This is a genomic window from Massilia sp. P2_C2 (assembly GCF_056404615.1).
Window position 1 is genome coordinate 1 of the sequence record NZ_JBFUDR010000011.1, and the last position, 19,723, is coordinate 19,723.

A 19,723-nucleotide genomic window follows, 5' to 3' on the forward strand; every position below is an offset into this window, starting at 1 on the left:
CATCACCACCCGCCACATTGGCGGTGGTCACAAGCACCACTACCGCGTGGTCGACTTCAAGCGCAACAAGGACGGTATCCCGGCCAAGGTCGAGCGCATCGAGTACGACCCGAACCGCAGCGCGCACATCGCTCTGGTGTGCTACGCCGACGGTTTCCGCGCGTACATCATCGCCACCAAAGGCATGGCTGTGGGCGACACCGTCATGAACGGCTCGGAAGCGCCGATCAAGTCGGGTAACTGCCTGCCGATCCGTAACATCCCGGTCGGCACCACCATGCACTGCGTCGAAATGCTGCCGGGTAAGGGCGCCCAAATGGCCCGTACCGCAGGCGCCGGCGTCGTGCTGATGGCACGCGAAGGCACCTACGCTCAGGTTCGCCTGCGCTCGGGTGAAGTGCGCCGCGTGCACATCGAGTGCCGCGCAACGGTTGGCGAAGTCGGCAACGGCGAGCACAACCTGCGCAAGATCGGTAAAGCCGGTGCAATGCGCTGGCGCGGTGTCCGCCCGACCGTTCGCGGTGTGGTGATGAACCCGATCGACCACCCGCACGGTGGTGGTGAAGGTCGTACGGCTGCCGGTCGTCATCCGGTGTCGCCATGGGGCCAGCAGACGAAGGGCAAGAAGACGCGTTCGAACAAGCGCACGTCGTCGATGATCGTCTCGCGCCGCGGCAAGAAATAAGGATAAGACATGACTCGTTCATTGAAAAAAGGGCCGTTCATTGACGCCCACCTGGTGAAAAAAGTCGAAGCCGCGCAAGCGAACAAAGACAAAAAGCCGGTCAAAACCTGGTCGCGCCGCTCGACGATCACCCCGGACTTCATCGGTCTGACGATCGCCGTCCACAACGGCAAAGTGCACGTGCCGGTGTACGTGTCCGAGAACATGGTGGGTCACAAGCTGGGCGAATTCGCCCTGACCCGCACGTTCAAGGGCCACGCCGCTGACAAGAAGGCGAAGAAATAATGGAAACTAAAGCTATCCTCAAAGGCGTCCGCCTGTCGGAACAGAAAGGCCGCCTCGTCGCCGATCTGATCCGCGGCAAGAAAGTCGACGCCGCGCTGAACATCCTGCAGTTCAGCCCGAAAAAAGGCGCGACCATCATCAAGAAAGTGCTGGAGTCCGCAATCGCGAACGCCGAGCACAACGATGGTGCCGACATCGACGAACTGAAGGTCGTTCAGATCTATGTCGAAAAGGGCCCGATCCTGAAGCGCTTTACGGCACGTGCCAAAGGCCGCGGCGATCGCATTTCGAAACAATCCTGTCACATCTTCGTGACTGTCGGTAACTAAGGAGTCACACGATGGGTCAGAAAATCCACCCAACCGGCTTCCGCCTGGCGGTCACCCGTAACTGGGCATCGCGCTGGTACGCTGGCAACGGCAACTTTGCCGACATGCTGAAGGAAGACCTGGAAGCCCGCGCTTTCCTGAAGAAGAAACTGAAGAACGCCTCCGTCGGCCGCATCGTCATCGAGCGTCCGGCCAAGAACGCGCGCTTCACGATCTACTCGTCGCGTCCGGGCGTGGTCATCGGCAAGAAGGGCGAAGACATCGAAGTCCTGAAGTCGTCGCTGACCAAGATCATGGGCGTGCCGGTGCACGTCAATATCGAAGAAATCCGCAAGCCGGAAATCGACTCGCAGCTGATCGCCGATTCGATCGCCCAGCAGCTCGAAAAGCGCATCATGTTCCGCCGCGCGATGAAGCGCGCCATGCAGAACGCAATGCGTCTGGGCGCCGTCGGCATCAAGATCATGTCGTCGGGCCGCCTGAACGGCATCGAGATCGCACGTACCGAATGGTACCGCGAAGGCCGTGTGCCCCTGCACACCCTGCGCGCCGACATCGACTACGGCACGAGCGAAGCTTCGACCACGTACGGCATCATCGGCGTGAAAGTCTGGGTTTACAAGGGTGACCGTTCGCCGACCGGCGAAGCACCGGTGATCGACGTGCCGGCCGACGAGAAAAAGCCGCGCGGCCCGCGTCGCGACGACGGCAAACCGGCTGGCCGTGGCCGCCCGGGCGCCAAGCCAGGTACCGCACCAGCAGGCCGCCGCGCTGCCAAGCCGGCTGCTGAGAAAGCAGGAGAATAAGCATGCTGCAGCCATCCCGCAGAAAGTATCGTAAAGAGCAGAAAGGCCGTAACACCGGCATTTCGCACACCCGCGGCACCGCGGTCTCGTTCGGTGAGTTCGGCCTGAAGGCGGTTGCCCGCGGCCGTATCACCGCACGCCAGATCGAAGCTGCCCGTCGTGCCATGACCCGTCACATCAAACGTGGCGGCCGTATCTGGATCCGTATCTTCCCGGACAAGCCGATCTCGAACAAGCCGGCTGAAGTCCGTATGGGTAACGGTAAAGGTAATCCGGAGTACTACGTGGCCGAGATCCAGCCGGGCAAGGTCCTGTACGAAATGGACGGCGTCGCTGAAGAACTGGCGCGCGAAGCATTCCGCCTGGCTGCCGCCAAACTGCCGCTGGCAACGACGTTCGTCGTGCGTCAAGTCGGCCAATAACAGGAGTTAAGAATGAAAGCAACGGAACTCCGCGGCAAGGACCAGGCAGCTCTGCAGCAAGAGCTGAATGAGCTGCTGAAGGCACAGTTCGGCCTGCGCATGCAAATCGCTACGCAGCAACTGACGAACACCGCCCAGCTCAAGAAGGTGCGCCGCGATATCGCGCGTGTCAAGACCGTGATGAACCAGAAGGAAGCCAAATGAACGACACCACTAAAACGGCGCTGAAGCGTACGCTGGTCGGCAAAGTCGTGTCCGACAAGATGGACAAGACGGTGACCGTGCTGATCGAACGTCACGTCAAGCACCCGCTGTACGGCAAGATCATCRTGCGCTCGAACAAGTATCACGCGCACGACGAGACCAACCAGGCGAAAATCGGCGACACCGTCGAGATCGCGGAAGGTCGCCCGATCTCGAAGACGAAGGCTTGGACCCTGACCAAAGTTCTGCAGGTCGCTCCGGTTCTCTGATCCAAAACCGGGGCCTTGTAAAACCGTAGCGAGCTTTGCACAGTAGGTTTTACAACGCCCCCGGAAAATTTGTCTTGCGTGGCCCGCTGGTATGTGGAATACTAGCGGGCTTCGTTCATGTGTTGCCGCAGTTCTTCCTTCGGTAACTGCGGCCTGCAACGAACATTGGAAAGTCCAATCACCCAAACGTACGCGCTTGCAATGAGTGCGGACGGCGGGACCAAGACTGACCGCAGGCCTACGGTTTTCCGTGGGGTTTCTTCGGCTTAAGTTGGGAAAGAAAATATCATGATTCAAACCGAAAGCCGGCTCGAAGTGGCCGACAATACCGGTGCAAAAGAAGTTTTGTGCATCAAGGTATTGGGCGGCTCCAAGCGCCGTTACGCCAGTATTGGCGACGTGATCAAGGTCACCGTGAAGCAAGCTGCTCCGCGCGGCCGCGTCAAGAAAGGTGAAATCTACAACGCCGTGGTCGTGCGTACCGCTAAAGGTGTGCGCCGCCAGGACGGCTCCCTGGTGAAGTTCGACGGCAATGCCGCCGTCCTGCTGAACAACAAGCTGGAGCCKATCGGYACCCGCATCTTYGGACCRGTGACGCGCGARYTGCGYACYGARAAGTTCATGAAGATCGTGTCYCTGGCWCCTGAAGTTCTGTAAGGGAGTCGCAATGGATAAGATTCGTAAAAACGACGAAGTCATCGTTCTGGCCGGTAAAGACAAGGGCAAGCGCGGTGTCGTTCAGCAGCGCGTAGATGCTGAGCACGTCATCGTCGAAGGCGTGAACGTGGCCAAGAAGGCCGTCAAGCCGAACCCGATGACCGGCGTAACTGGTGGTATCGTCGACAAGACCATGCCGATTCACGTGTCGAACGTCGCGCTGTTCAACGCAGCGACCGGCAAGGCTGATCGCGTTGGCTTCAAAGAAGTGGATGGCAAAAAAGTCCGCGTCTTCAAGTCGAACGGCGAAGTAGTGAAAGGGTAATGAGAAATGGCCCGTCTCCAACAACTGTATAAAGACAAAGTCGTTGCCGAACTGACCGAAAAATTCGGTTACAAGTCGGTGATGGAAGTGCCGCGCCTGACCAAGATCACCCTGAACATGGGTCTGTCGGAAGCTGTCGCCGACAAGAAGATCATCGAGCACGCAACCGGCGACCTGACCAAGATCGCTGGCCAGAAGCCGGTCGTGACCAAGGCTCGCAAGGCAATCGCAGGTTTCAAGATCCGCGAAGGCTATCCGATCGGCACGATGGTGACCCTGCGTGGCGCCCGCATGTACGAATTCCTGGACCGTTTCATCACCGTGGCACTGCCGCGCGTGCGTGACTTCCGTGGTGTCAGCGGCAAATCGTTCGATGGTCGCGGCAACTACAACATCGGCGTCAAAGAGCAGATCATCTTCCCGGAAATCGATTACGACAAGATCGATGCGCTGCGTGGCATGAACATCTCGATCACCACGACCGCTAAGACCGACGAAGAAGCCAAAGCGCTGCTCGCCGCATTCAAATTCCCGTTCCGGAACTAAGAACATGGCAAAACTTGCACTGATTAACCGCGAACAGAAGCGTGCAGACCTGGTGGAGAAATTCGCCGCAAAGCGTGCCGCTCTGAAAGCAATCATCGACGACCAATCGAAGACGGAAGAAGAGCGTTACGAAGCACGCCTGAAGCTGCAGGCCCTGCCGCGTAACTCGGCACCGTCGCGCCAGCGTAACCGCTGCGCCATCACCGGCCGTCCCCGTGGCACTTTCCGTAAATTCGGTCTGGCCCGTACCAAACTCCGCGAATTCGCCATGAAAGGCGAAATCCCGGGTATGACCAAAGCTAGCTGGTAATAGGAGAATAAGCAATGAGTATGAGCGATCCTATCGCCGATATGCTGACCCGTATTCGCAACGCGCAGGGCGTGCAGAAGACCACCGTCGAAATGCCGTCGTCGAAGCTGAAAGTTGCGATTGCCAACGTCCTGAAGGACGAGGGTTACATCGAGGATTACGCCGTGTCCACCGAAGGTGGCAAGGCTGAACTGAAAATCGGTTTGAAGTACTACGTCGGCCGTCCGGTTATCGAGCGCATCGAGCGCGTCTCCCGTCCTGGCCTGCGCATCTACAAGGGTAAAGATGAGATCCCTCAGGTCATGAACGGCCTGGGCGTGGCGATCGTCTCGACCCCGAAGGGTGTGATGACCGACCGCAAAGCACGCGCTACCGGTGTCGGTGGCGAAGTGATTTGCTACGTGGCTTAAGGAGTAGACGATGTCTCGAGTAGCTAAGATGCCAATCGCCGTCCCGGCAGGTGCCGATGTCGCCATCAACGCGTCGTCGATCACCGTCAAGGGCCCGCTGGGCACCCTGACCCAGCCGCTGAACGGCCTGGTCAAAGTGGAAAACAACAATGGCACGCTGACCTTCGACGTGATCGACGATTCCCGCGAATCGAACGCCATGTCGGGCACCCTGCGTGCACTGGTGAACAACATGGTGACCGGTGTCACCAAAGGTTTCGAAAAGCGCCTGACCCTGGTCGGCGTGGGTTACAAGGCCGCCGTCCAAGGCAACGCCCTGAACCTGTCGCTGGGCTTCTCGCACCCGGTCCTGCACGCAATGCCGGAAGGCATCACCGCAGCGACCCCGACCCCGACCGAGATCCTGATCAAGGGTATCGACCGTCAAAAGGTCGGCCAGGTTGCCGCAGAAGTGCGCGCTTACCGCTCGCCTGAGCCGTACAAAGGCAAGGGTGTCCGTTATGCGGACGAAGTGGTGAAGCTTAAAGAAACCAAGAAGAAATAATCGGAGCTGACGATGGACAAGAAAGAATCGCGTCTGCGTCGCGGACGCCAAACCCGCATCAAGATCGCGCAGCTGGGCGTGAACCGCCTGTCGGTGCATCGCACCAACCTGCACATCTATGCGAACCTGATCAGCCCGGATGCGAAGGTCCTGGTTTCGGCTTCGACGCTGGAAGCAGAAGTGCGCGCCGAGCTGGGCGGCAAGTCGGGTGCGGGCGGCAACGCCGCTGCAGCCGCACTGGTTGGCAAGCGCGTCGCAGAAAAAGCACTGAAAGCAGGGATCACCGAAGTCGCGTTCGACCGTTCGGGTTTCCGTTACCACGGCCGTGTGAAGGCGCTGGCAGAAGCCGCGCGCGAAGCTGGTCTGAAGTTCTAAGGAAGAATCGTCATGGCAAAAATGCAAGCGAAAATGGCAAGCGACAAGCCGGATGATGGCATGCGCGAGAAGATGATCGCGATCAACCGCGTGACCAAAGTGGTCAAGGGTGGTCGTATCATGGGTTTTGCAGCGCTGACCGTTGTCGGTGACGGCGATGGCCGCATCGGCATGGGCAAAGGCAAGTCGAAGGAAGTTCCGGTCGGCGTGCAGAAAGCGATGGAAGAAGCCCGCCGCAACCTGATCAAGGTGCCCCTCAAGAACGGCACGCTGCAGCACAGCGTCACCGGCCGCCACGGCGCGTCGTACGTGATGATGTCGCCGGCCAAGCCGGGTACCGGCGTGATCGCAGGCGGCGCAATGCGCGCAATCTTCGAAGTGATGGGCGTCACCGACGTCGTCGCCAAGTCGACCGGTTCGTCGAACCCGTACAACCTGGTTCGTGCGACGCTCGACGGCCTGGCAAAAATGAGCACTCCGGCCGACATCGCTGCCAAGCGTGGCAAGTCGGTGGAAGAGATCCTGGGTTAAGGGGAATACCATGGCAAACACCATCAAAGTCAAGCTGGTCAAAGGCCTGATCGGTACCCGTCAGGATCACCGCGCCACCGTGCGCGGTCTGGGTCTGCGTCGTGTCAACTCGGTTTCCGAGCTGCAGGACACCCCGGCGATCCGCGGCATGATCAACAAGGTCAACTACCTCGTGAAAATTGTCGACTAAGCCGCGGCTTGGTCAACGGAGAAAATAATGCAACTCAATACCATCCAACCCGCTGAAGGCGCGAAACACGCCAAGCGCCGCGTCGGTCGCGGTATCGGCTCGGGCCTGGGCAAGACCGCCGGCCGTGGTCACAAGGGTCAGAAGTCGCGTTCGGGCGGCTTCCACAAGGTCGGTTTCGAAGGCGGCCAGATGCCGCTGCAGCGCCGTCTGCCGAAGCGTGGCTTCAAGTCGCTGAACGCCACGTTCAAGGCTGAAGTGCGTCTGTCGGACCTGAACAACCTGGCTGTCGCCGACGTCGACGTCCTGGTGCTCAAGCAAGCCGGCGTGCTGCCGGTCGTCGCTCGCGACGTGCGCGTGATCCTGTCGGGTGAAATCACCAAAGCGGTGAACCTGAAAGGCATCAAAGCGACTGCCGGCGCGAAGGCAGCGATCGAAGCAGCTGGCGGTTCGGTCGCCTAAACGCGGCCGCTGCCTGATCGGAGCAAAAATTGGCGACTAATTCACAACTTGGTAAAAGTGCTGCTTCCGGCTTCCCCTGGGGCCGGTTGTGGTTCTTGCTTGGCGCATTGGTCGTGTACCGTATCGGTGCTCACATCCCGGTCCCCGGGATTGACCCGGTCGCCATGGCCCAGCTGTTCAAGCAGAACGAGGGCGGCATCCTGGGCATGTTCAACATGTTCTCGGGCGGCGCCTTGTCCCGCTTTGCCGTGTTCGCTCTTGGCATCACGCCTTACATTTCGGCTTCGATCATCATGCAGCTGGTGTCGATCGTCTCGCCGCAGATGGAGGCACTGAAGAAAGAGGGCGAGTCCGGCCGCCGCAAGATCACCCAGTACACCCGTTACTTCACGGTCGTGCTGGCTCTGTTCCAGGCGTTCGGCATCGCCGTCGCGCTCGAGGCGCAGCAAGGCCTCGTGCTCGATCCGGGGATGGGCTTCCGCCTCGTGACCGTCGTGACCCTGCTGACCGGCACCATGTTCCTCATGTGGCTGGGCGAGCAGATCACCGAACGTGGTCTTGGCAACGGTATCTCGATCATCATTTTTGCCGGTATCGCAGCCGGTCTGCCGAGCGCACTGGGTAGCCTGTTCACCCTGGTGTCGAACGGCTCGATCAGCAGCTTCGCCGCAATCTTCATCGTGATTCTGGTAGCCCTGGTGACCTACGCGGTCGTGTTCGTGGAACGCGGCCAGCGCAAGATCCTGGTGAATTACGCGAAACGCCAGGTCGGTAACAAGATCTACGGTGGCCAAACCAGCCACCTGCCGCTGAAGCTGAACATGGCTGGGGTCATCCCGCCGATCTTCGCTTCGTCGATCATCCTGTTCCCGACCACGATCGTCGACTGGTTCACGCGCGGCAAGGACACCTCGAATCCGTTCATCGGGTTCCTGAAAGACCTGGCCGCATCGTTGACTCCGGGCGAACCGATCCATGCGTTGCTGTATGCGGTGGCGATCGTGTTCTTCTGCTTCTTCTATACGGCGCTGGTATTCAACAGCAAGGAAACGGCGGACAACTTGAAGAAGAGCGGCGCGTTTGTACCGGGCATCCGTCCGGGCGAGCAGACCGCGCGCTACATCGACAAGATCCTGATGCGCCTGACCCTGGCCGGTGCGGTCTATATCACGCTGGTGTGCCTGTTGCCGGAGTTCATGCAGAGCCAGTGGAAAGTTCCTTTCTACTTTGGCGGAACCTCCCTGCTGATCATCGTGGTCGTCACGATGGACTTCATGGCGCAGGTGCAGAACTACGTCATGTCGCAGCAATATGAATCGCTGCTGCGCAAGGCTAATTTCAAGGGCGGTATCCCGTCGCGTTGAGCGGCCGGCGCCTCCAGGAGTGAAGAGACCGAATGGCAAAAGACGACGTCATCCAAATGCAAGGGGAGATTCTGGAGAATCTCCCGAACGCGACCTTTCGCGTGAAGCTGGAAAACGGGCACGTGGTGCTTGGACATATCTCGGGTAAAATGCGGATGAATTACATCCGCATTCTTCCGGGTGACAAGGTAACGGTGGAACTGACCCCTTACGATTTGTCCCGGGCCCGCATCGTGTTCCGCACCAAGTAAAACTAATCAAGTTATCGAATCTGGAAGAGAGTGCAAAATGAAAGTTAACGCTTCAGTCAAGCGGATCTGCCGCAACTGCAAGATCATCAAGCGCAAGGGCGTGGTCCGTGTGATCTGCGTCGAGCCGCGTCACAAGCAGCGTCAAGGTTAATACGAGGAATATCGAATGGCACGTATTGCAGGGGTCAACGTCCCCAATCATCAGCACACCGTCATCGGCCTGACGGCGATCTATGGCATCGGCCGTACCCGCTCGAAGCAGATCTGCGAATCGACCGGCGTTGCGACCAACAAGAAGGTCAAGGACCTGGACGACAACGAGCTGGAAAAGCTGCGTGATGCAGTCGGCAAGTTCGTGGTTGAGGGCGACCTGCGCCGTGAGCTGTCCATGAGCATCAAGCGTCTGATGGACCTGGGTTGCTACCGCGGCATGCGTCACCGCAAGGGCCTGCCGGTCCGTGGCCAGCGCACCCGTACGAATGCACGTACCCGCAAGGGCCCGCGCAAGGCAGCTCAATCGCTCAAGAAATAATCTAGGAACTGACCATGGCTAAGCAACAAAGCTCGGCGGCTGCAGCCCGCATCCGCAAGAAAGTCAAGAAGAACGTCGCCGAAGGCATCGCACACGTCCACGCATCGTTCAACAACACCATCATCACGATCACCGATCGCCAGGGCAATGCCCTGTCGTGGGCGACGTCCGGCGGCGCAGGCTTCAAGGGTTCGCGTAAATCGACCCCGTTCGCGGCTCAGGTCGCAGCCGAAGCAGCTGGCAAGGTTGCTCAGGAATACGGCGTGAAGAACCTGGAAGTCCGCATCAAGGGCCCGGGCCCGGGCCGTGAGTCGGCTGTGCGCGCGCTGAACAACCTGGGTATCAAGATCACCGAGATCCAGGACGTGACGCCGGTTCCGCACAACGGCTGCCGTCCGCCGAAGCGTCGTCGTATCTAATCTGTGCGGGCGGCTCGTCCGCCCGACAGCTTGCGGATACGCTACACGCCGTGGTGTTATCAGTTGCCGGTGCAGTTAACCCCGAAATGGGTTATACTGCCCGGCTATTGTCGCCTTGGGCCGTCCTGGCCCTGAGGTTTTTGTAAGCCACGTCCGGTCTCATGCAGAACTGGACTAGCGCCTGTTGTGGCCGCTTTGCGACCACATCCGGGGCGTGATCATCAAAATAAAGGAAGTTTAACGTGGCACGTTATATCGGACCCAAAGCAAAACTGTCGCGCCGTGAAGGCACCGACCTGTTCCTGAAGAGCGCACGTCGCTCGCTCGATTCGAAGTGCAAACTGGACGTCAAACCGGGCCAGCACGGCGTCAAGTCGGGCCAGCGTACGTCGGACTACGGCAACCAGCTGCGTGAAAAGCAGAAGGTCAAGCGTATGTACGGCGTGCTGGAGCGTCAGTTCCGCCGCTACTTCGCAGAAGCGTCGCGCCGCAAGGGCAATACCGGCGAAACCCTGCTGAAGCTGCTGGAATCGCGTCTGGACAACGTCGTCTACCGCATGGGCTTCGGCTCGACCCGCTCGGAAGCGCGTCAGCTGGTCAGCCACAAGGCCCTGACCGTGAACGGCAACGTCGTGAACATCGCTTCGTACCAGGTCAAGACCGGCGACGTCGTCGCCGTGCGCGAAAAGGCCAAGAAGCAGACCCGTATCCTGGAAGCCCTGTCGCTGGCCGACCAGGTTGGCTTCCCGAGCTGGGTGTCGGTCGATGCCAAGAAGATGGAAGGCACCTTCCGTAGCTTCCCGGAGCGTAACGAGATCGCTGCCGACGTCAACGAAGCACTGATCGTCGAACTGTACTCGCGTTAATCGCCGGTCTCGGGACGGCTGCGCCGTCCCTTGCCGCGCACCCGGTCCTGCCGGGAGGGGCGGAGCGCAATCTCCGCCCCAACACCGAATTCGTTATACCCGCCCGCCATCGTAGCGGGCGTTTCTACTGATGCCATCAGCCTTATCGGTGTAACGAGCCGAGGGTATTGAAAAGGACATTTCATGCAAAATAGTTTGTTGAAGCCACGTATCATCGACGTCGAAGCCCTGGGTGCAGGTCACGCAAAAGTCGTGATGGAACCGTTCGAACGTGGTTATGGCCACACGCTGGGTAACGCGCTGCGCCGCGTCCTGCTGTCGTCGATGATCGGCTATGCCCCGACCGAAGTGACGATCGCCGGCGTCGTGCACGAGTACTCGTCGCTGGACGGTGTGCAGGAAGACGTCGTCGACCTGCTGCTGAACCTGAAAGGCGTCGTGTTCAAGGTGCACAACCGCGACTCCGTGACGCTGACCCTGAAGAAGGAAGGCGAAGGCCCCGTCCTGGCATCCGACATCGACCTGCCGCATGACGTCGAACTGATCAACCCGGAACACGTGATCGCCCACCTGACCGCCGGCGGCAAGCTGGACATGCAGATCAAGGTCGAAAAAGGCCGTGGCTATGTGCCGGGTAACGTGCGCCGCCTGTCGGAAGACACGAACAAGACCATCGGCCGCATCATCCTGGACGCGTCGTTCTCGCCGGTCCGCCGTGTGTCGTACGCCGTGGAATCGGCCCGTGTCGAACAGCGTACCGACCTCGACAAGCTGATCATCAACATCGAGACCAACGGCGTCATCACGCCGGAAGAAGCGATCCGCCAGTCGGCCCGCGTGCTGGTCGACCAGCTGAACGTGTTCGCTGCCCTGGAAGGCACGGAAGCCGCCGCCGAAGCACCGTCGCGTGCGCCGCTGGTCGATCCGATCCTGCTGCGTCCGGTGGACGATCTGGAGCTGACCGTCCGTTCGGCAAACTGCCTGAAGGCCGAGAACATCTACTACATCGGCGACCTGATCCAGCGTTCGGAAAACGAACTGCTGAAGACGCCGAACCTGGGTCGCAAGTCGCTGAACGAGATCAAGGAAGTCCTGGCTTCCCGTGGTCTGACCCTCGGCATGAAACTCGAGAACTGGCCGCCGGCTGGTCTGGAGAAGTAAGAATTGCTGTACCTGCCCGAGCAATGTCGCTCGGGCAGTTTTCAACCTTGAACCGGTCCGCGGTCACGCCTTGCGCGTGAACGATCGAAGAACTGGATTTAAAACACTCGAAAGGAAATACCATGCGTCACCGTCACGGCCTTCGCAAGCTGAACCGCACCTCGTCCCACCGTCTCGCCATGCTGCGCAACATGACCGTTTCGCTGCTGCGTCACGAAGCGATCAAGACCACCCTGCCGAAAGCCAAGGAACTGCGCAAAGTCGTCGAGCCGATCATCACCCTGGGCAAGAGCGACACGCTGGCCAACAAGCGTCTGGCTTTCTCGCGTCTGCGTGACCGCGAAATCGTGCAGAAGCTGTTCGCCGAAATCGGCCCGCGCTACAACGCGCGTCCGGGCGGCTACATCCGTATCCTGAAGATGGGCTTCCGCGTTGGCGACAACGCCCCGATGGCCTTCGTCGAGCTGGTCGACCGTCCGGAAGTCACCTCGGCCGACGAAGCACCGACCGCCGAGTAATCGCTACTTCGCGTTCATGAAAACCAGGCCTTGCGCCTGGTTTTTTTTATCTGGTTCGCATCAGTTGGCTCTGCGATCTGTTGTAACACCGCTCGATCGAACAAATACGTGTTGCAGTTTTTGCGCATCGTATTTATTGTTGCCTGTTGGATAGATAAATGTGTCACTGCGATCGCAATGGCATCGCTTCATTTTACAATGGACAACATTATGAGTTTGCAACGTCGACTCGAGCACCTGCTGCTCTGGCATAAATTCGCGATCCTGAGCGTGGTCGGCGTCATCGTCGCCGCCATCCCGGCCTCGTTCTACCTGCGGGAGACCGGCAAGGCACTGGATGCCCTGGAGCTCGAAGCCCGGGCACGCGCGCCGGTGGCTACCATACTCGATACCATCCAGACCACGCAGCAGCACCGCGGCCTGGCGGCGCTCGTGGTCGGAGGCGTCGCGGAAGCCGTTCCCAAGCGGGAAAAGAAGCAACGCGAAGTAGACGCCAACTACGCGGCCATGTCGGCCATCGTCGCCGGCCTGCACGCCCCCGGCATCGACCAGGCGTGGGTGGATGCGAAGCGCGACTGGGAGGCGTTGCGCGGACGCGTGGCCGCGGGGACGATCACGGTGCCACAGAGCTATGAGGCGCATACGGCCCTGGTACCCAAGCTGCTGGCCGTCGAGGACCAGGTGGCCGACCATTACGGCTTGAACCTGGATCCCAGCGTGGATTCCTATCAGCTGATTCAGGCTATTTATTACCAGTTGCCTTACCTCTCGGAAGAGCTCGGCAAAATGCGGGCCAAGGGCGCCGGCTTGTTGGCAGCCCGGGCCGCCAGCCCGGAAGATCGGCTGGCCCTGTCCGCAATCGTGGCACGGGTCGCCGACCGGTTGCACCAGATGACCAGTCAGTTCGACAAGGCCGCCCGCGCGAACCCGGCCCTGGCCGCGGCGCTGGACGGTCCGGTGCGGGACATGCGTGAGCAGGCGCAGCAGACCATGAGGTTGGCCATGGAGGAGATCGTGAAGGCGGAGGCGCTCACCTTCTCCGGACCGGAATACGTCAAGCGCACGACGACGGCCATCGATGCCCAGTACGCGTTCGCGCACAAGGCCACGGAGCAGTTCGACGGCATGCTCGACGCCAGGATTTCCGCCCTCCAGCGTAGCAGGCTGGGCATGCTCGCCGCCGTCGCCGTCCTGTTCGCATGCGGCGGCGTGATGCTCTACGTGATCGCCCGCTCGGTGACCCGGCCGCTGAATAATGCCGTCGAGATCGCGGAGCGCGTCGCCGCCGGCGACCTGACGGCGAGTATCTCGTCCGCCGGACGCAACGAAACCGCGCGGTTGCTGGCTTCGCTGGCACGCATGAACGACAACCTGCGCAGGATCGTGGGCGAAGTCCAGGTCGGCGTCGATACCATCGGTGCCACGACCAGGGACATTGCGCTCGGCAATGCGGACCTGTCGTCCCGCACCGAGTCGCAGGCGTCCAGCCTGGAACAGACGGCTGCCTCCATGGAAGAGATCACGTCCACCGTCAAGGAAAATGCCGCGAATGCCAGCCAGGCCAGCCAGGTGGCGATCCAGGCTTCCGACGTGGCCCGGCGCGGCGGCAAGGTGGTGACCGACGTGGTGGCAACCATGGAGGCGATCAACGACAGCGCCCGCAAGATCGTCGACATCATCGCCGTCATCGACGGCATCGCTTTCCAGACCAATATCCTTGCGCTCAATGCTGCCGTCGAGGCCGCAAGGGCGGGCGAACAGGGGCGCGGCTTTGCGGTCGTCGCCGGCGAAGTGCGCAGCCTGGCGCAGCGCAGCGCGGCTGCAGCCAAGGAGATCAAGCAGCTCATCGATGAAAGTGTGGAGCGCGTCGCGGCCGGCAGCCGCCTGGTGAGCCAGGCCGGCACGTCGATGGACGATATCGTGTCCAGCGTGCAGCGGGTGTCTTCCTTCGTATCGGAAATCGTCGAGGCCTCGCGGGAACAGGCATCGGGCATCCATCAGGTCCATGACGCCATCACCCACCTGGACGATACGACCCAGCAGAACGCCGCCCTGGTGGAACAAGCTTCTGCGGCGGCGTCGAGCCTGGATGAACAGGCCCGCAACCTGGCGCGTATCGTGAGCGTCTTCCGCACCGGCAACGATCAATCCACGCAGCGCGCGGTATCGACGTCGCAGCCCCGGCCGGCGCCCGTCGTCAGGCTCGCAGCCTGAGCAAGTCAAGGGCTGGCGGATCGGTCTTGCCGTTTCGCCAGCCGCCGTGCAATGGTCCGGCGCCCGGTGTACCATGCTGCTGCGTTGAACCAATCTGACTATCCATGTTCCGATCTTCCTCTTCGTCCGCTGCGCGTCTGCTGGCCACGCTGTGCGCGCTACTGCTGGCCTGCTTCGCCTACATTCCGGCCGCCCAGGCGGACGACGACTTCCTGCCGCCCGAACAGGCATTCAAGTTCTCCGCGCACATGGCCGATGCACACACGATCGTCGTCAACTACGCGATCGCCGACGGCTACTACATGTACCGCGAACGCTTCCGTTTCACTGCGACCGGCGCGAAGCTGGGTGAGCCCGCCATCCCGCCCGGCAAGGTCAAGTACGACGACACGTTCCAGAAGAACGTCGAGACGTATCACAATGGCGTCGAGATCCGTATTCCCGTCGAGGCCGCCGGTCCGCTCACGCTGAGCGCCACGGGGCAGGGCTGCGCGGACAAGGGCCTGTGCTATCCGCCACAGGAGGCCTCGGTCCAGCTCACGCCGGGCACCGATGGCAGCGCACCGCAGATGAGTGCGGCGCCCGGGGCCACGCTGCCGTCGTCCGGCCAGTCCGGCGGCTTCGCGTTTCCGGGACAGGCCGCCCAGCCGGCGCCGCAGGTCGACGCACCGACCGCCGCCGCCGCGCCGGCGTCAGCCGCATCCGCGGCCGCCGCACCTTCGTCTGCGGCACCGTCCGAGTTGTCCGGTATCGCGTCGCTGCTGCAGGGCGGCCGCCTGCTCGCGATCATCCCGGCGTTCATCCTGCTGGGCCTTGGTCTCGCGTTCACGCCTTGCGTGCTGCCGATGGTGCCGATCCTGTCGTCGATCATCGTGGGCGAGGGCAGGCACGTGCACCGCACGCGCGGCTTCGTGCTGTCGCTCGCGTATTCGCTCGGGATGGCGATCGTCTATACGGCGCTGGGCGTCGCAGCCGGCCTCGTCGGCGAAGGCCTGGCCGCCGCGTTGCAGAATCCCTGGGTGCTCTCGGGCTTTGCGCTGCTGATCGCCCTGATGTCGCTGTCGATGTTCGGCGTGTTCCAGCTGCAGGTGCCGGCCGCGCTGCAGACGCGTCTCGCCAGCGCATCGGGCCGCCAGTCGTCCGGCAAGCTCGCGGGCGTGTTCGTGATGGGCGCGATCTCCGCGCTGATCGTCGGCCCGTGCGTGGCGGCACCGCTCGCGGGCGCGCTCGTGTACATCAGCCAGACGCGCGACGTCGTCATCGGCGGCGCCGCGCTGTTCGCGATGGCGCTCGGCATGAGCATTCCGCTGCTGCTCGTGGGCGTGTCCGCCGGCTCGCTGCTGCCGCGCGCCGGCATGTGGATGGAGTCCGTGAAGCGCTTCTTCGGCGTGCTGATGCTGGCGATGGCCCTGTGGATGGCCGCGCCTGTGCTGCCGGGGCTGGCGCAAATGCTGTTGTGGGCCGCGCTGCTGCTAGGCTATGGGTACTGGCTGCTGCGCGGAGTCGCGACGAATGTCCGCGTGGGCGCGGGGCGCCCACCCTACGCCGGACTGGCGGTCGGTGCCGCGTTCACCGTGCTGGGCGCCCTCCAGCTGGTGGGCGTGGCGAGCGGGGCGCGCGATCCGCTCGCCCCGCTCGCCCGCCTTACGGGCGGTGCACCGGCGCAGCCGCTCGCGTTCACGCGCATCAAGACCGTCGCGCAACTCGACGCCGCACTGGCCGCGACGGGCGGCCGCACGGCGATGCTCGATTTTTATGCAGACTGGTGCGTGTCGTGCAAGGAGATGGAAAAACTGACGTTCGTCGATCCGGCCGTCAAGGCGCGGCTGGCGAATACGGTGTTGCTGCAGGTGGACGTGACCGCCAATGATGCGGATGATCGCGCCATGCTCAAGCGCTTCAGGCTGTTCGGGCCGCCGGGGATCATCATGTTCGACCGGCAGGGCACGGAGATTCCGGATAGCCGGGTGATCGGGTATCAGGATACGAACAAGTTCCTTGGGTCGTTGAGCAGGTTGCAATGACCAACAAATAACGGACGCCGCGGCGTCCGTTTGTTGCGTAGGGTGGGCACCCCGTGCCCACCCTACGGTCAGCCGCGGTGGCCGTGGTCGCGGCCGAAGTGCGCCGCCTTCTCGTCGAACGTCTTCTTCTGGTCCGCGTTCAGCACCGAATAAAAGGTGTTGAGGGCGCCCTGGCGCTGCTCGAGGGCCGCGGTGCGCTGCTTCTGCCGCTCGATCATCTTCGCCATGCGTTCCGGAGCCGTCAGGTTGGCCCAGGCGGCGCGATCGTGCTGCTGGCGGGCCGGCGGCTGCATCGAGGCGACGAAAGCGTTCCAGGCGTTTTCCTGCGCCGGCGTGATCTTCAGTTCGTCGTGCAGCTTCGCGATGCGCTGCGCGCGCTGTTCCGGCGTCAGTTTCTGGTGCTGTGCGTGGGCGCCGTGGCGGGCCTGCGGCGTAGCGGCCTGGTCCGCGGTCTGTGCGTGGGCGCCCAGTGCGGCGGCACCGAGAGTCAGTGCGGACAGGGCAGCGATAAAGTGTTTGCGATAGGTTTTCATCTCTAGGTCCTGGTCAGGGTTAAAAGTTGGCAAACGGCCAAAATTAGTCTTCGTGCTCCGATCTGCGTGCATCGCGTCGTCTTCGCACGGTGTCCATCATGGGCTGAAGATGTAAGCGGAGCTTTTCCGCTGTCTCGTTCTTTGTATCAATTTGTTTCCTTGGAAGATCCATATACAAGCCGATACAAAGTGGCTGTTCATTGCACCGCCAACTCGCGATAATGGTGATATGGACAATCCATCTACCATCCTGATCGTCGACGACGACCGCGATATCCGTTCCCTGCTGGCCGACTACCTGGAAGCGAACGGCTACCGCGCGCTCGCCGCAGCCGACGGCAACGCCATGTGGAAAATCCTGGACGAAACGCGTCCGGACCTGATCGTGCTCGACCTCAACCTGCCGGGCGACGACGGCCTCACGCTGTGCCGCAAGCTGCGCGCGCATTCGACCATGCCCGTCATCATGCTCACCGCCCGCAGCGAGCCGCTGGACCGCATCCTCGGCCTGGAAATGGGGGCGGACGACTACCTGCCGAAACCGTTCGAGCCGCGCGAACTGCTGGCACGCATCCGCAGCGTGCTGCGCCGCAGCCATGCGATGCCGCCGACCTCGCAGGCCGAGAACGTGCAGCAGATGAAATTCTCGGGCTGGACGCTCGACCTCACGGCGCGCCACCTCGTCAATCCGCAGGGCGTCGTCATCATGCTGTCGGGCGCCGAGTTCCGCCTGCTGCGCGTCTTCCTCGAACACCCGAACCGCGTGCTGAACCGCGACCAGCTGCTGAATCTCACGCAGGGCCGCGACGCCGATCCGTTCGACCGCTCGATCGACATCCAGATCAGCCGCCTGCGCCAGAAGCTCGGCGAGGATGCGCGCATGCCGCAGATCATCAAGACCGTCCGCAACGGCGGCTACGTACTGGCTGGCCAGGTCACGGTGGAGCCCAGCGCGTGAGAGCTTTCCTCGGCTCGATGACGGGCCGCGTGTTTGCCACCCTGTTGCTCGGTATCCTGCTGACGGCCGCGCTGACCCAGTTGCTGGCCGACGCCGAGCGCGCGCGCGTCATCGACGAGTTCCGCGACCTGCACAACCTCGACCGCGCCGAGCAGCTGATCATGGCCACCGAGATCGTCCCCGAGTCGGCGCGCAAGGCCTACCTGGACGTCGCGAACCGTCCCGGCATGCAGCTCGTCGACGTCGACACCCGCCCGGCCGCGCTCGCCCCGACCACGTCCGAATTCACCCAGGCCCTGGCCGCACGCATGGGCAAAGGCTATGTGATGCGCTCGCTGGCCACGCGTCCCGCCGCGTGCGCGACCGCGCGCGAACAGCCCGTCGTGTTTGGCCTGTTGCGCATGAAGTGGCGCGGCACGTGCGAGAGCCTCAGCGTACGCCTGCGCGATGGCGACGAGCTCATGCTGTCCGTGCTGCCGCCGCGCTCGGCCACGTCGCCGCAGCGCACCGACTACACGTGGACCATCTCGATCTTCCTCGTCAGCGTCGCCTTCCTCGCCTACCTCGTGGCGCGCATGACGACGCGCCCGCTGAAGCAGCTGGCGCAGGCCGCGAAAGACCTCGGCAACGACATCAACCACCCGCCGCTCGACCTCACGGGCGCCGACGAGATCCGCCAGGCCAGCGCCGCGTTCAATGCGATGCAGGCGCGCATCCGCCAGTACATCTTTCAGCGCACGCAGATGCTGGCCGCCATCACGCACGACCTGCAGACCCCGCTGACGCGCATGCGCCTGCGCCTGGAAAAGGTCGGCGATGCGGAGCTGCAGGAGCGCCTGATCGGCGACCTGTCGGCGATGCAGGCGATGGTGCGCGAAGGCCTCGACCTCGCGCGCAGCATGGACACGAGCGAGACCATGCAGATGCTCGACCTCGACTCGCTGCTGGATTCCGTCTGCGCCGACGCGGCCGAGAGCTGCCAGCGCGTCACCTTGTCCGGCCATGCCGGCATGGCGCTGCTGGGCCGGCCGATGGACTTGCGGCGCTGCCTCGTCAACCTGATCGACAACGCCGTCAAGTACGGCCAGGCGGCCAGGGTGAACGTCGACCGCATCAACGGCGCCGCGCGCATCCGCATTCGCGACGCCGGCCCCGGCATCCCGGGCGGCGAACTGGGGCGCGTGTTCGACCCGTTCTACCGCGTCGAGACGTCGCGCTCGCGCGAGTCGGGCGGGACCGGGCTCGGTCTCACGATCGCCCGCAACATCGCCGAGCAGCACGGCGGCAGCATCACGCTCGCCAACCATCCGGAGGGTGGCCTGGAAGCGACTCTCATGTTGCCGGAATACTACCCAGGCAAGTAATCACAACGCTGCGGCAAATTCTCGCCGGCAGAAACATTGCTGTTACACCCGTGTGGGAGAATCACCGCAAAGACTGGTAGGGTGGGCACCCCTGTGCCCACGCGTAACGTATGCGGGCCGCCGGCGTAACGCGTGGGCACGTTTCATTTGGGGCTACCGGCCCCAAATGCCC

30 protein-coding genes are annotated in these 19,723 nt (G+C 62.1%); 29 read left to right on the top strand and 1 reads right to left on the bottom strand.

Annotated elements, in window-relative coordinates:
- The 27 genes from rplB to dsbD all read left to right on the top strand — a co-directional run.
- Positions 1 to 685: 50S ribosomal protein L2 (rplB, locus tag AC1DYX_RS02500; RefSeq protein ID WP_477255959.1), on the top strand; the 685-nt coding region annotated here is incomplete at its 5' end.
- Between the two features lie 9 nt (positions 686 to 694).
- Entirely contained in the window at positions 695 to 970 is a 276-nt protein-coding gene (rpsS, locus tag AC1DYX_RS02505) for a 30S ribosomal protein S19 (protein ID WP_036240336.1), read from the top strand.
- Positions 967 to 1,299 (top strand): 50S ribosomal protein L22, encoded by a 333-nt coding sequence (rplV, locus tag AC1DYX_RS02510; protein WP_179966292.1) that lies wholly within the window; start codon positions 967 to 969, stop codon positions 1,297 to 1,299. Before rpsS ends, rplV begins: the two co-directional genes overlap by 4 nt.
- Before the next feature lie 11 nt (positions 1,300 to 1,310).
- The gene (rpsC, locus tag AC1DYX_RS02515; protein WP_036240339.1) at positions 1,311 to 2,105 is read left to right on the top strand and encodes a 30S ribosomal protein S3; all 795 of its coding nucleotides are present in this window, start codon (positions 1,311 to 1,313) and stop codon (positions 2,103 to 2,105) included.
- Between the two features lie 2 nt (positions 2,106 to 2,107).
- A complete protein-coding gene (gene rplP / locus AC1DYX_RS02520; RefSeq protein WP_005663456.1) occupies positions 2,108 to 2,527 on the top strand; it encodes a 50S ribosomal protein L16 in 420 nt (139 codons plus the stop codon).
- Between the two features lie 12 nt (positions 2,528 to 2,539).
- Positions 2,540 to 2,731: a 50S ribosomal protein L29 gene (gene rpmC / locus AC1DYX_RS02525; RefSeq protein ID WP_036240341.1), complete on the top strand. Its 192-nt coding sequence runs from the start codon at positions 2,540 to 2,542 to the stop codon at positions 2,729 to 2,731.
- The gene (gene rpsQ, locus AC1DYX_RS02530; RefSeq protein ID WP_477255962.1) at positions 2,728 to 3,000 is read left to right on the top strand and encodes a 30S ribosomal protein S17; all 273 of its coding nucleotides are present in this window, start codon (positions 2,728 to 2,730) and stop codon (positions 2,998 to 3,000) included. The genes rpmC and rpsQ overlap by 4 nt, the downstream gene beginning before the upstream one ends.
- A gap of 288 nt (positions 3,001 to 3,288) precedes the next feature.
- Positions 3,289 to 3,657: a 50S ribosomal protein L14 gene (rplN, locus tag AC1DYX_RS02535; protein ID WP_036240346.1), complete on the top strand. Its 369-nt coding sequence runs from the start codon at positions 3,289 to 3,291 to the stop codon at positions 3,655 to 3,657.
- A gap of 10 nt (positions 3,658 to 3,667) precedes the next feature.
- Positions 3,668 to 3,982: a 50S ribosomal protein L24 gene (gene rplX / locus AC1DYX_RS02540; protein WP_036240348.1), complete on the top strand. Its 315-nt coding sequence runs from the start codon at positions 3,668 to 3,670 to the stop codon at positions 3,980 to 3,982.
- Positions 3,983 to 3,988: 6 nt separating this feature from the next.
- Positions 3,989 to 4,528 (top strand): 50S ribosomal protein L5, encoded by a 540-nt coding sequence (gene rplE, locus AC1DYX_RS02545; protein WP_075794238.1) that lies wholly within the window; start codon positions 3,989 to 3,991, stop codon positions 4,526 to 4,528.
- 4 nt (positions 4,529 to 4,532) lie between these two features.
- Positions 4,533 to 4,838, top strand: a complete 306-nt coding sequence (rpsN, locus tag AC1DYX_RS02550; protein WP_075794239.1) for a 30S ribosomal protein S14 — start codon at positions 4,533 to 4,535, stop codon at positions 4,836 to 4,838.
- Positions 4,839 to 4,852: 14 nt separating this feature from the next.
- Positions 4,853 to 5,248, top strand: coding sequence for a 30S ribosomal protein S8 (gene rpsH, locus AC1DYX_RS02555; protein WP_036240352.1), 396 nt, complete (start codon positions 4,853 to 4,855; stop codon positions 5,246 to 5,248).
- Positions 5,249 to 5,258: 10 nt separating this feature from the next.
- A complete protein-coding gene (gene rplF, locus AC1DYX_RS02560) occupies positions 5,259 to 5,792 on the top strand; it encodes a 50S ribosomal protein L6 (RefSeq protein WP_477255966.1) in 534 nt (177 codons plus the stop codon).
- Between the two features lie 12 nt (positions 5,793 to 5,804).
- The gene (gene rplR, locus AC1DYX_RS02565) at positions 5,805 to 6,167 is read left to right on the top strand and encodes a 50S ribosomal protein L18 (RefSeq protein WP_036240357.1); all 363 of its coding nucleotides are present in this window, start codon (positions 5,805 to 5,807) and stop codon (positions 6,165 to 6,167) included.
- Between the two features lie 12 nt (positions 6,168 to 6,179).
- Positions 6,180 to 6,698, top strand: coding sequence for a 30S ribosomal protein S5 (gene rpsE, locus AC1DYX_RS02570; protein WP_036240359.1), 519 nt, complete (start codon positions 6,180 to 6,182; stop codon positions 6,696 to 6,698).
- Between the two features lie 10 nt (positions 6,699 to 6,708).
- Positions 6,709 to 6,888: a 50S ribosomal protein L30 gene (gene rpmD, locus AC1DYX_RS02575; RefSeq protein ID WP_036240361.1), complete on the top strand. Its 180-nt coding sequence runs from the start codon at positions 6,709 to 6,711 to the stop codon at positions 6,886 to 6,888.
- Between the two features lie 27 nt (positions 6,889 to 6,915).
- Positions 6,916 to 7,347 carry a 50S ribosomal protein L15 gene (rplO, locus tag AC1DYX_RS02580; RefSeq protein ID WP_036240364.1) on the top strand — a complete coding sequence of 144 codons (432 nt, stop codon included), beginning with the start codon at positions 6,916 to 6,918 and terminating at the stop codon, positions 7,345 to 7,347.
- 29 nt (positions 7,348 to 7,376) lie between these two features.
- Positions 7,377 to 8,711, top strand: coding sequence for a preprotein translocase subunit SecY (secY, locus tag AC1DYX_RS02585; protein ID WP_477255969.1), 1,335 nt, complete (start codon positions 7,377 to 7,379; stop codon positions 8,709 to 8,711).
- Positions 8,712 to 8,743: 32 nt separating this feature from the next.
- Complete coding sequence (infA, locus tag AC1DYX_RS02590) at positions 8,744 to 8,962, top strand: translation initiation factor IF-1 (RefSeq protein WP_005663428.1); 219 nt, start codon at positions 8,744 to 8,746, stop codon at positions 8,960 to 8,962.
- Between the two features lie 37 nt (positions 8,963 to 8,999).
- Positions 9,000 to 9,113 carry a 50S ribosomal protein L36 gene (gene rpmJ, locus AC1DYX_RS02595; protein WP_005663407.1) on the top strand — a complete coding sequence of 38 codons (114 nt, stop codon included), beginning with the start codon at positions 9,000 to 9,002 and terminating at the stop codon, positions 9,111 to 9,113.
- Positions 9,114 to 9,128: 15 nt separating this feature from the next.
- On the top strand, positions 9,129 to 9,494 hold the full coding sequence (gene rpsM, locus AC1DYX_RS02600; protein ID WP_036240369.1) for a 30S ribosomal protein S13: 366 nt from the start codon (positions 9,129 to 9,131) through the stop codon (positions 9,492 to 9,494).
- 14 nt (positions 9,495 to 9,508) lie between these two features.
- The gene (rpsK, locus tag AC1DYX_RS02605; RefSeq protein ID WP_036172227.1) at positions 9,509 to 9,913 is read left to right on the top strand and encodes a 30S ribosomal protein S11; all 405 of its coding nucleotides are present in this window, start codon (positions 9,509 to 9,511) and stop codon (positions 9,911 to 9,913) included.
- A 242-nt stretch (positions 9,914 to 10,155) separates the two neighbouring features.
- Positions 10,156 to 10,779, top strand: coding sequence for a 30S ribosomal protein S4 (rpsD, locus tag AC1DYX_RS02610; RefSeq protein ID WP_477255971.1), 624 nt, complete (start codon positions 10,156 to 10,158; stop codon positions 10,777 to 10,779).
- Between the two features lie 183 nt (positions 10,780 to 10,962).
- On the top strand, positions 10,963 to 11,940 hold the full coding sequence (locus tag AC1DYX_RS02615; protein WP_296953178.1) for a DNA-directed RNA polymerase subunit alpha: 978 nt from the start codon (positions 10,963 to 10,965) through the stop codon (positions 11,938 to 11,940).
- Between the two features lie 122 nt (positions 11,941 to 12,062).
- Entirely contained in the window at positions 12,063 to 12,458 is a 396-nt protein-coding gene (gene rplQ, locus AC1DYX_RS02620; protein WP_477255973.1) for a 50S ribosomal protein L17, read from the top strand.
- A gap of 210 nt (positions 12,459 to 12,668) precedes the next feature.
- The gene (locus AC1DYX_RS02625) at positions 12,669 to 14,672 is read left to right on the top strand and encodes a methyl-accepting chemotaxis protein (protein ID WP_477255975.1); all 2,004 of its coding nucleotides are present in this window, start codon (positions 12,669 to 12,671) and stop codon (positions 14,670 to 14,672) included.
- 104 nt (positions 14,673 to 14,776) lie between these two features.
- On the top strand, positions 14,777 to 16,696 hold the full coding sequence (gene dsbD, locus AC1DYX_RS02630) for a protein-disulfide reductase DsbD (RefSeq protein ID WP_477255977.1): 1,920 nt from the start codon (positions 14,777 to 14,779) through the stop codon (positions 16,694 to 16,696).
- A gap of 68 nt (positions 16,697 to 16,764) precedes the next feature.
- Here the strand turns inward: dsbD and AC1DYX_RS02635 are convergent, their stop codons facing one another.
- Positions 16,765 to 17,229 (bottom strand): Spy/CpxP family protein refolding chaperone, encoded by a 465-nt coding sequence (locus AC1DYX_RS02635; protein ID WP_477255979.1) that lies wholly within the window; start codon positions 17,227 to 17,229, stop codon positions 16,765 to 16,767.
- 229 nt (positions 17,230 to 17,458) lie between these two features.
- Between AC1DYX_RS02635 and AC1DYX_RS02640 the strand changes: the two genes are divergently transcribed.
- Positions 17,459 to 18,187 (top strand): response regulator, encoded by a 729-nt coding sequence (locus AC1DYX_RS02640; RefSeq protein ID WP_477255981.1) that lies wholly within the window; start codon positions 17,459 to 17,461, stop codon positions 18,185 to 18,187.
- Positions 18,184 to 19,551 carry an ATP-binding protein gene (locus AC1DYX_RS02645; RefSeq protein ID WP_477255983.1) on the top strand — a complete coding sequence of 456 codons (1,368 nt, stop codon included), beginning with the start codon at positions 18,184 to 18,186 and terminating at the stop codon, positions 19,549 to 19,551. Before AC1DYX_RS02640 ends, AC1DYX_RS02645 begins: the two co-directional genes overlap by 4 nt.
- Positions 19,552 to 19,723: the final 172 nt, after the last annotated feature.

Excerpts from the sequence above, each read along its gene's own strand:
- rpsN (WP_075794239.1), top strand. The coding sequence starts at position 4,533 with ATGGCAAAACTTGCACTGATTAACCGCGAACAGAAGCGTGCAGACCTG.
- dsbD (WP_477255977.1), top strand. The coding sequence starts at position 14,777 with ATGTTCCGATCTTCCTCTTCGTCCGCTGCGCGTCTGCTGGCCACGCTG.
- rpmJ (WP_005663407.1), top strand. The coding sequence starts at position 9,000 with ATGAAAGTTAACGCTTCAGTCAAGCGGATCTGCCGCAACTGCAAGATC.
- infA (WP_005663428.1), top strand. The coding sequence starts at position 8,744 with ATGGCAAAAGACGACGTCATCCAAATGCAAGGGGAGATTCTGGAGAAT.
- rplF (WP_477255966.1), top strand. The coding sequence starts at position 5,259 with ATGTCTCGAGTAGCTAAGATGCCAATCGCCGTCCCGGCAGGTGCCGAT.
- rpsC (WP_036240339.1), top strand. The coding sequence starts at position 1,311 with ATGGGTCAGAAAATCCACCCAACCGGCTTCCGCCTGGCGGTCACCCGT.
- rpsE (WP_036240359.1), top strand. The coding sequence starts at position 6,180 with ATGGCAAAAATGCAAGCGAAAATGGCAAGCGACAAGCCGGATGATGGC.
- rpsM (WP_036240369.1), top strand. The coding sequence starts at position 9,129 with ATGGCACGTATTGCAGGGGTCAACGTCCCCAATCATCAGCACACCGTC.
- rpsH (WP_036240352.1), top strand. The coding sequence starts at position 4,853 with ATGAGTATGAGCGATCCTATCGCCGATATGCTGACCCGTATTCGCAAC.
- rplP (WP_005663456.1), top strand. The coding sequence starts at position 2,108 with ATGCTGCAGCCATCCCGCAGAAAGTATCGTAAAGAGCAGAAAGGCCGT.
- rplO (WP_036240364.1), top strand. The coding sequence starts at position 6,916 with ATGCAACTCAATACCATCCAACCCGCTGAAGGCGCGAAACACGCCAAG.
- rplR (WP_036240357.1), top strand. The coding sequence starts at position 5,805 with ATGGACAAGAAAGAATCGCGTCTGCGTCGCGGACGCCAAACCCGCATC.
- AC1DYX_RS02615 (WP_296953178.1), top strand. The coding sequence starts at position 10,963 with ATGCAAAATAGTTTGTTGAAGCCACGTATCATCGACGTCGAAGCCCTG.
- rplX (WP_036240348.1), top strand. The coding sequence starts at position 3,668 with ATGGATAAGATTCGTAAAAACGACGAAGTCATCGTTCTGGCCGGTAAA.
- AC1DYX_RS02625 (WP_477255975.1), top strand. The coding sequence starts at position 12,669 with ATGAGTTTGCAACGTCGACTCGAGCACCTGCTGCTCTGGCATAAATTC.
- rpmC (WP_036240341.1), top strand. The coding sequence starts at position 2,540 with ATGAAAGCAACGGAACTCCGCGGCAAGGACCAGGCAGCTCTGCAGCAA.
- rpsK (WP_036172227.1), top strand. The coding sequence starts at position 9,509 with ATGGCTAAGCAACAAAGCTCGGCGGCTGCAGCCCGCATCCGCAAGAAA.
- rpmD (WP_036240361.1), top strand. The coding sequence starts at position 6,709 with ATGGCAAACACCATCAAAGTCAAGCTGGTCAAAGGCCTGATCGGTACC.
- AC1DYX_RS02635 (WP_477255979.1), bottom strand. The coding sequence starts at position 17,229 with ATGAAAACCTATCGCAAACACTTTATCGCTGCCCTGTCCGCACTGACT.
- rpsS (WP_036240336.1), top strand. The coding sequence starts at position 695 with ATGACTCGTTCATTGAAAAAAGGGCCGTTCATTGACGCCCACCTGGTG.
- rplQ (WP_477255973.1), top strand. The coding sequence starts at position 12,063 with ATGCGTCACCGTCACGGCCTTCGCAAGCTGAACCGCACCTCGTCCCAC.
- AC1DYX_RS02640 (WP_477255981.1), top strand. The coding sequence starts at position 17,459 with ATGGACAATCCATCTACCATCCTGATCGTCGACGACGACCGCGATATC.
- rplE (WP_075794238.1), top strand. The coding sequence starts at position 3,989 with ATGGCCCGTCTCCAACAACTGTATAAAGACAAAGTCGTTGCCGAACTG.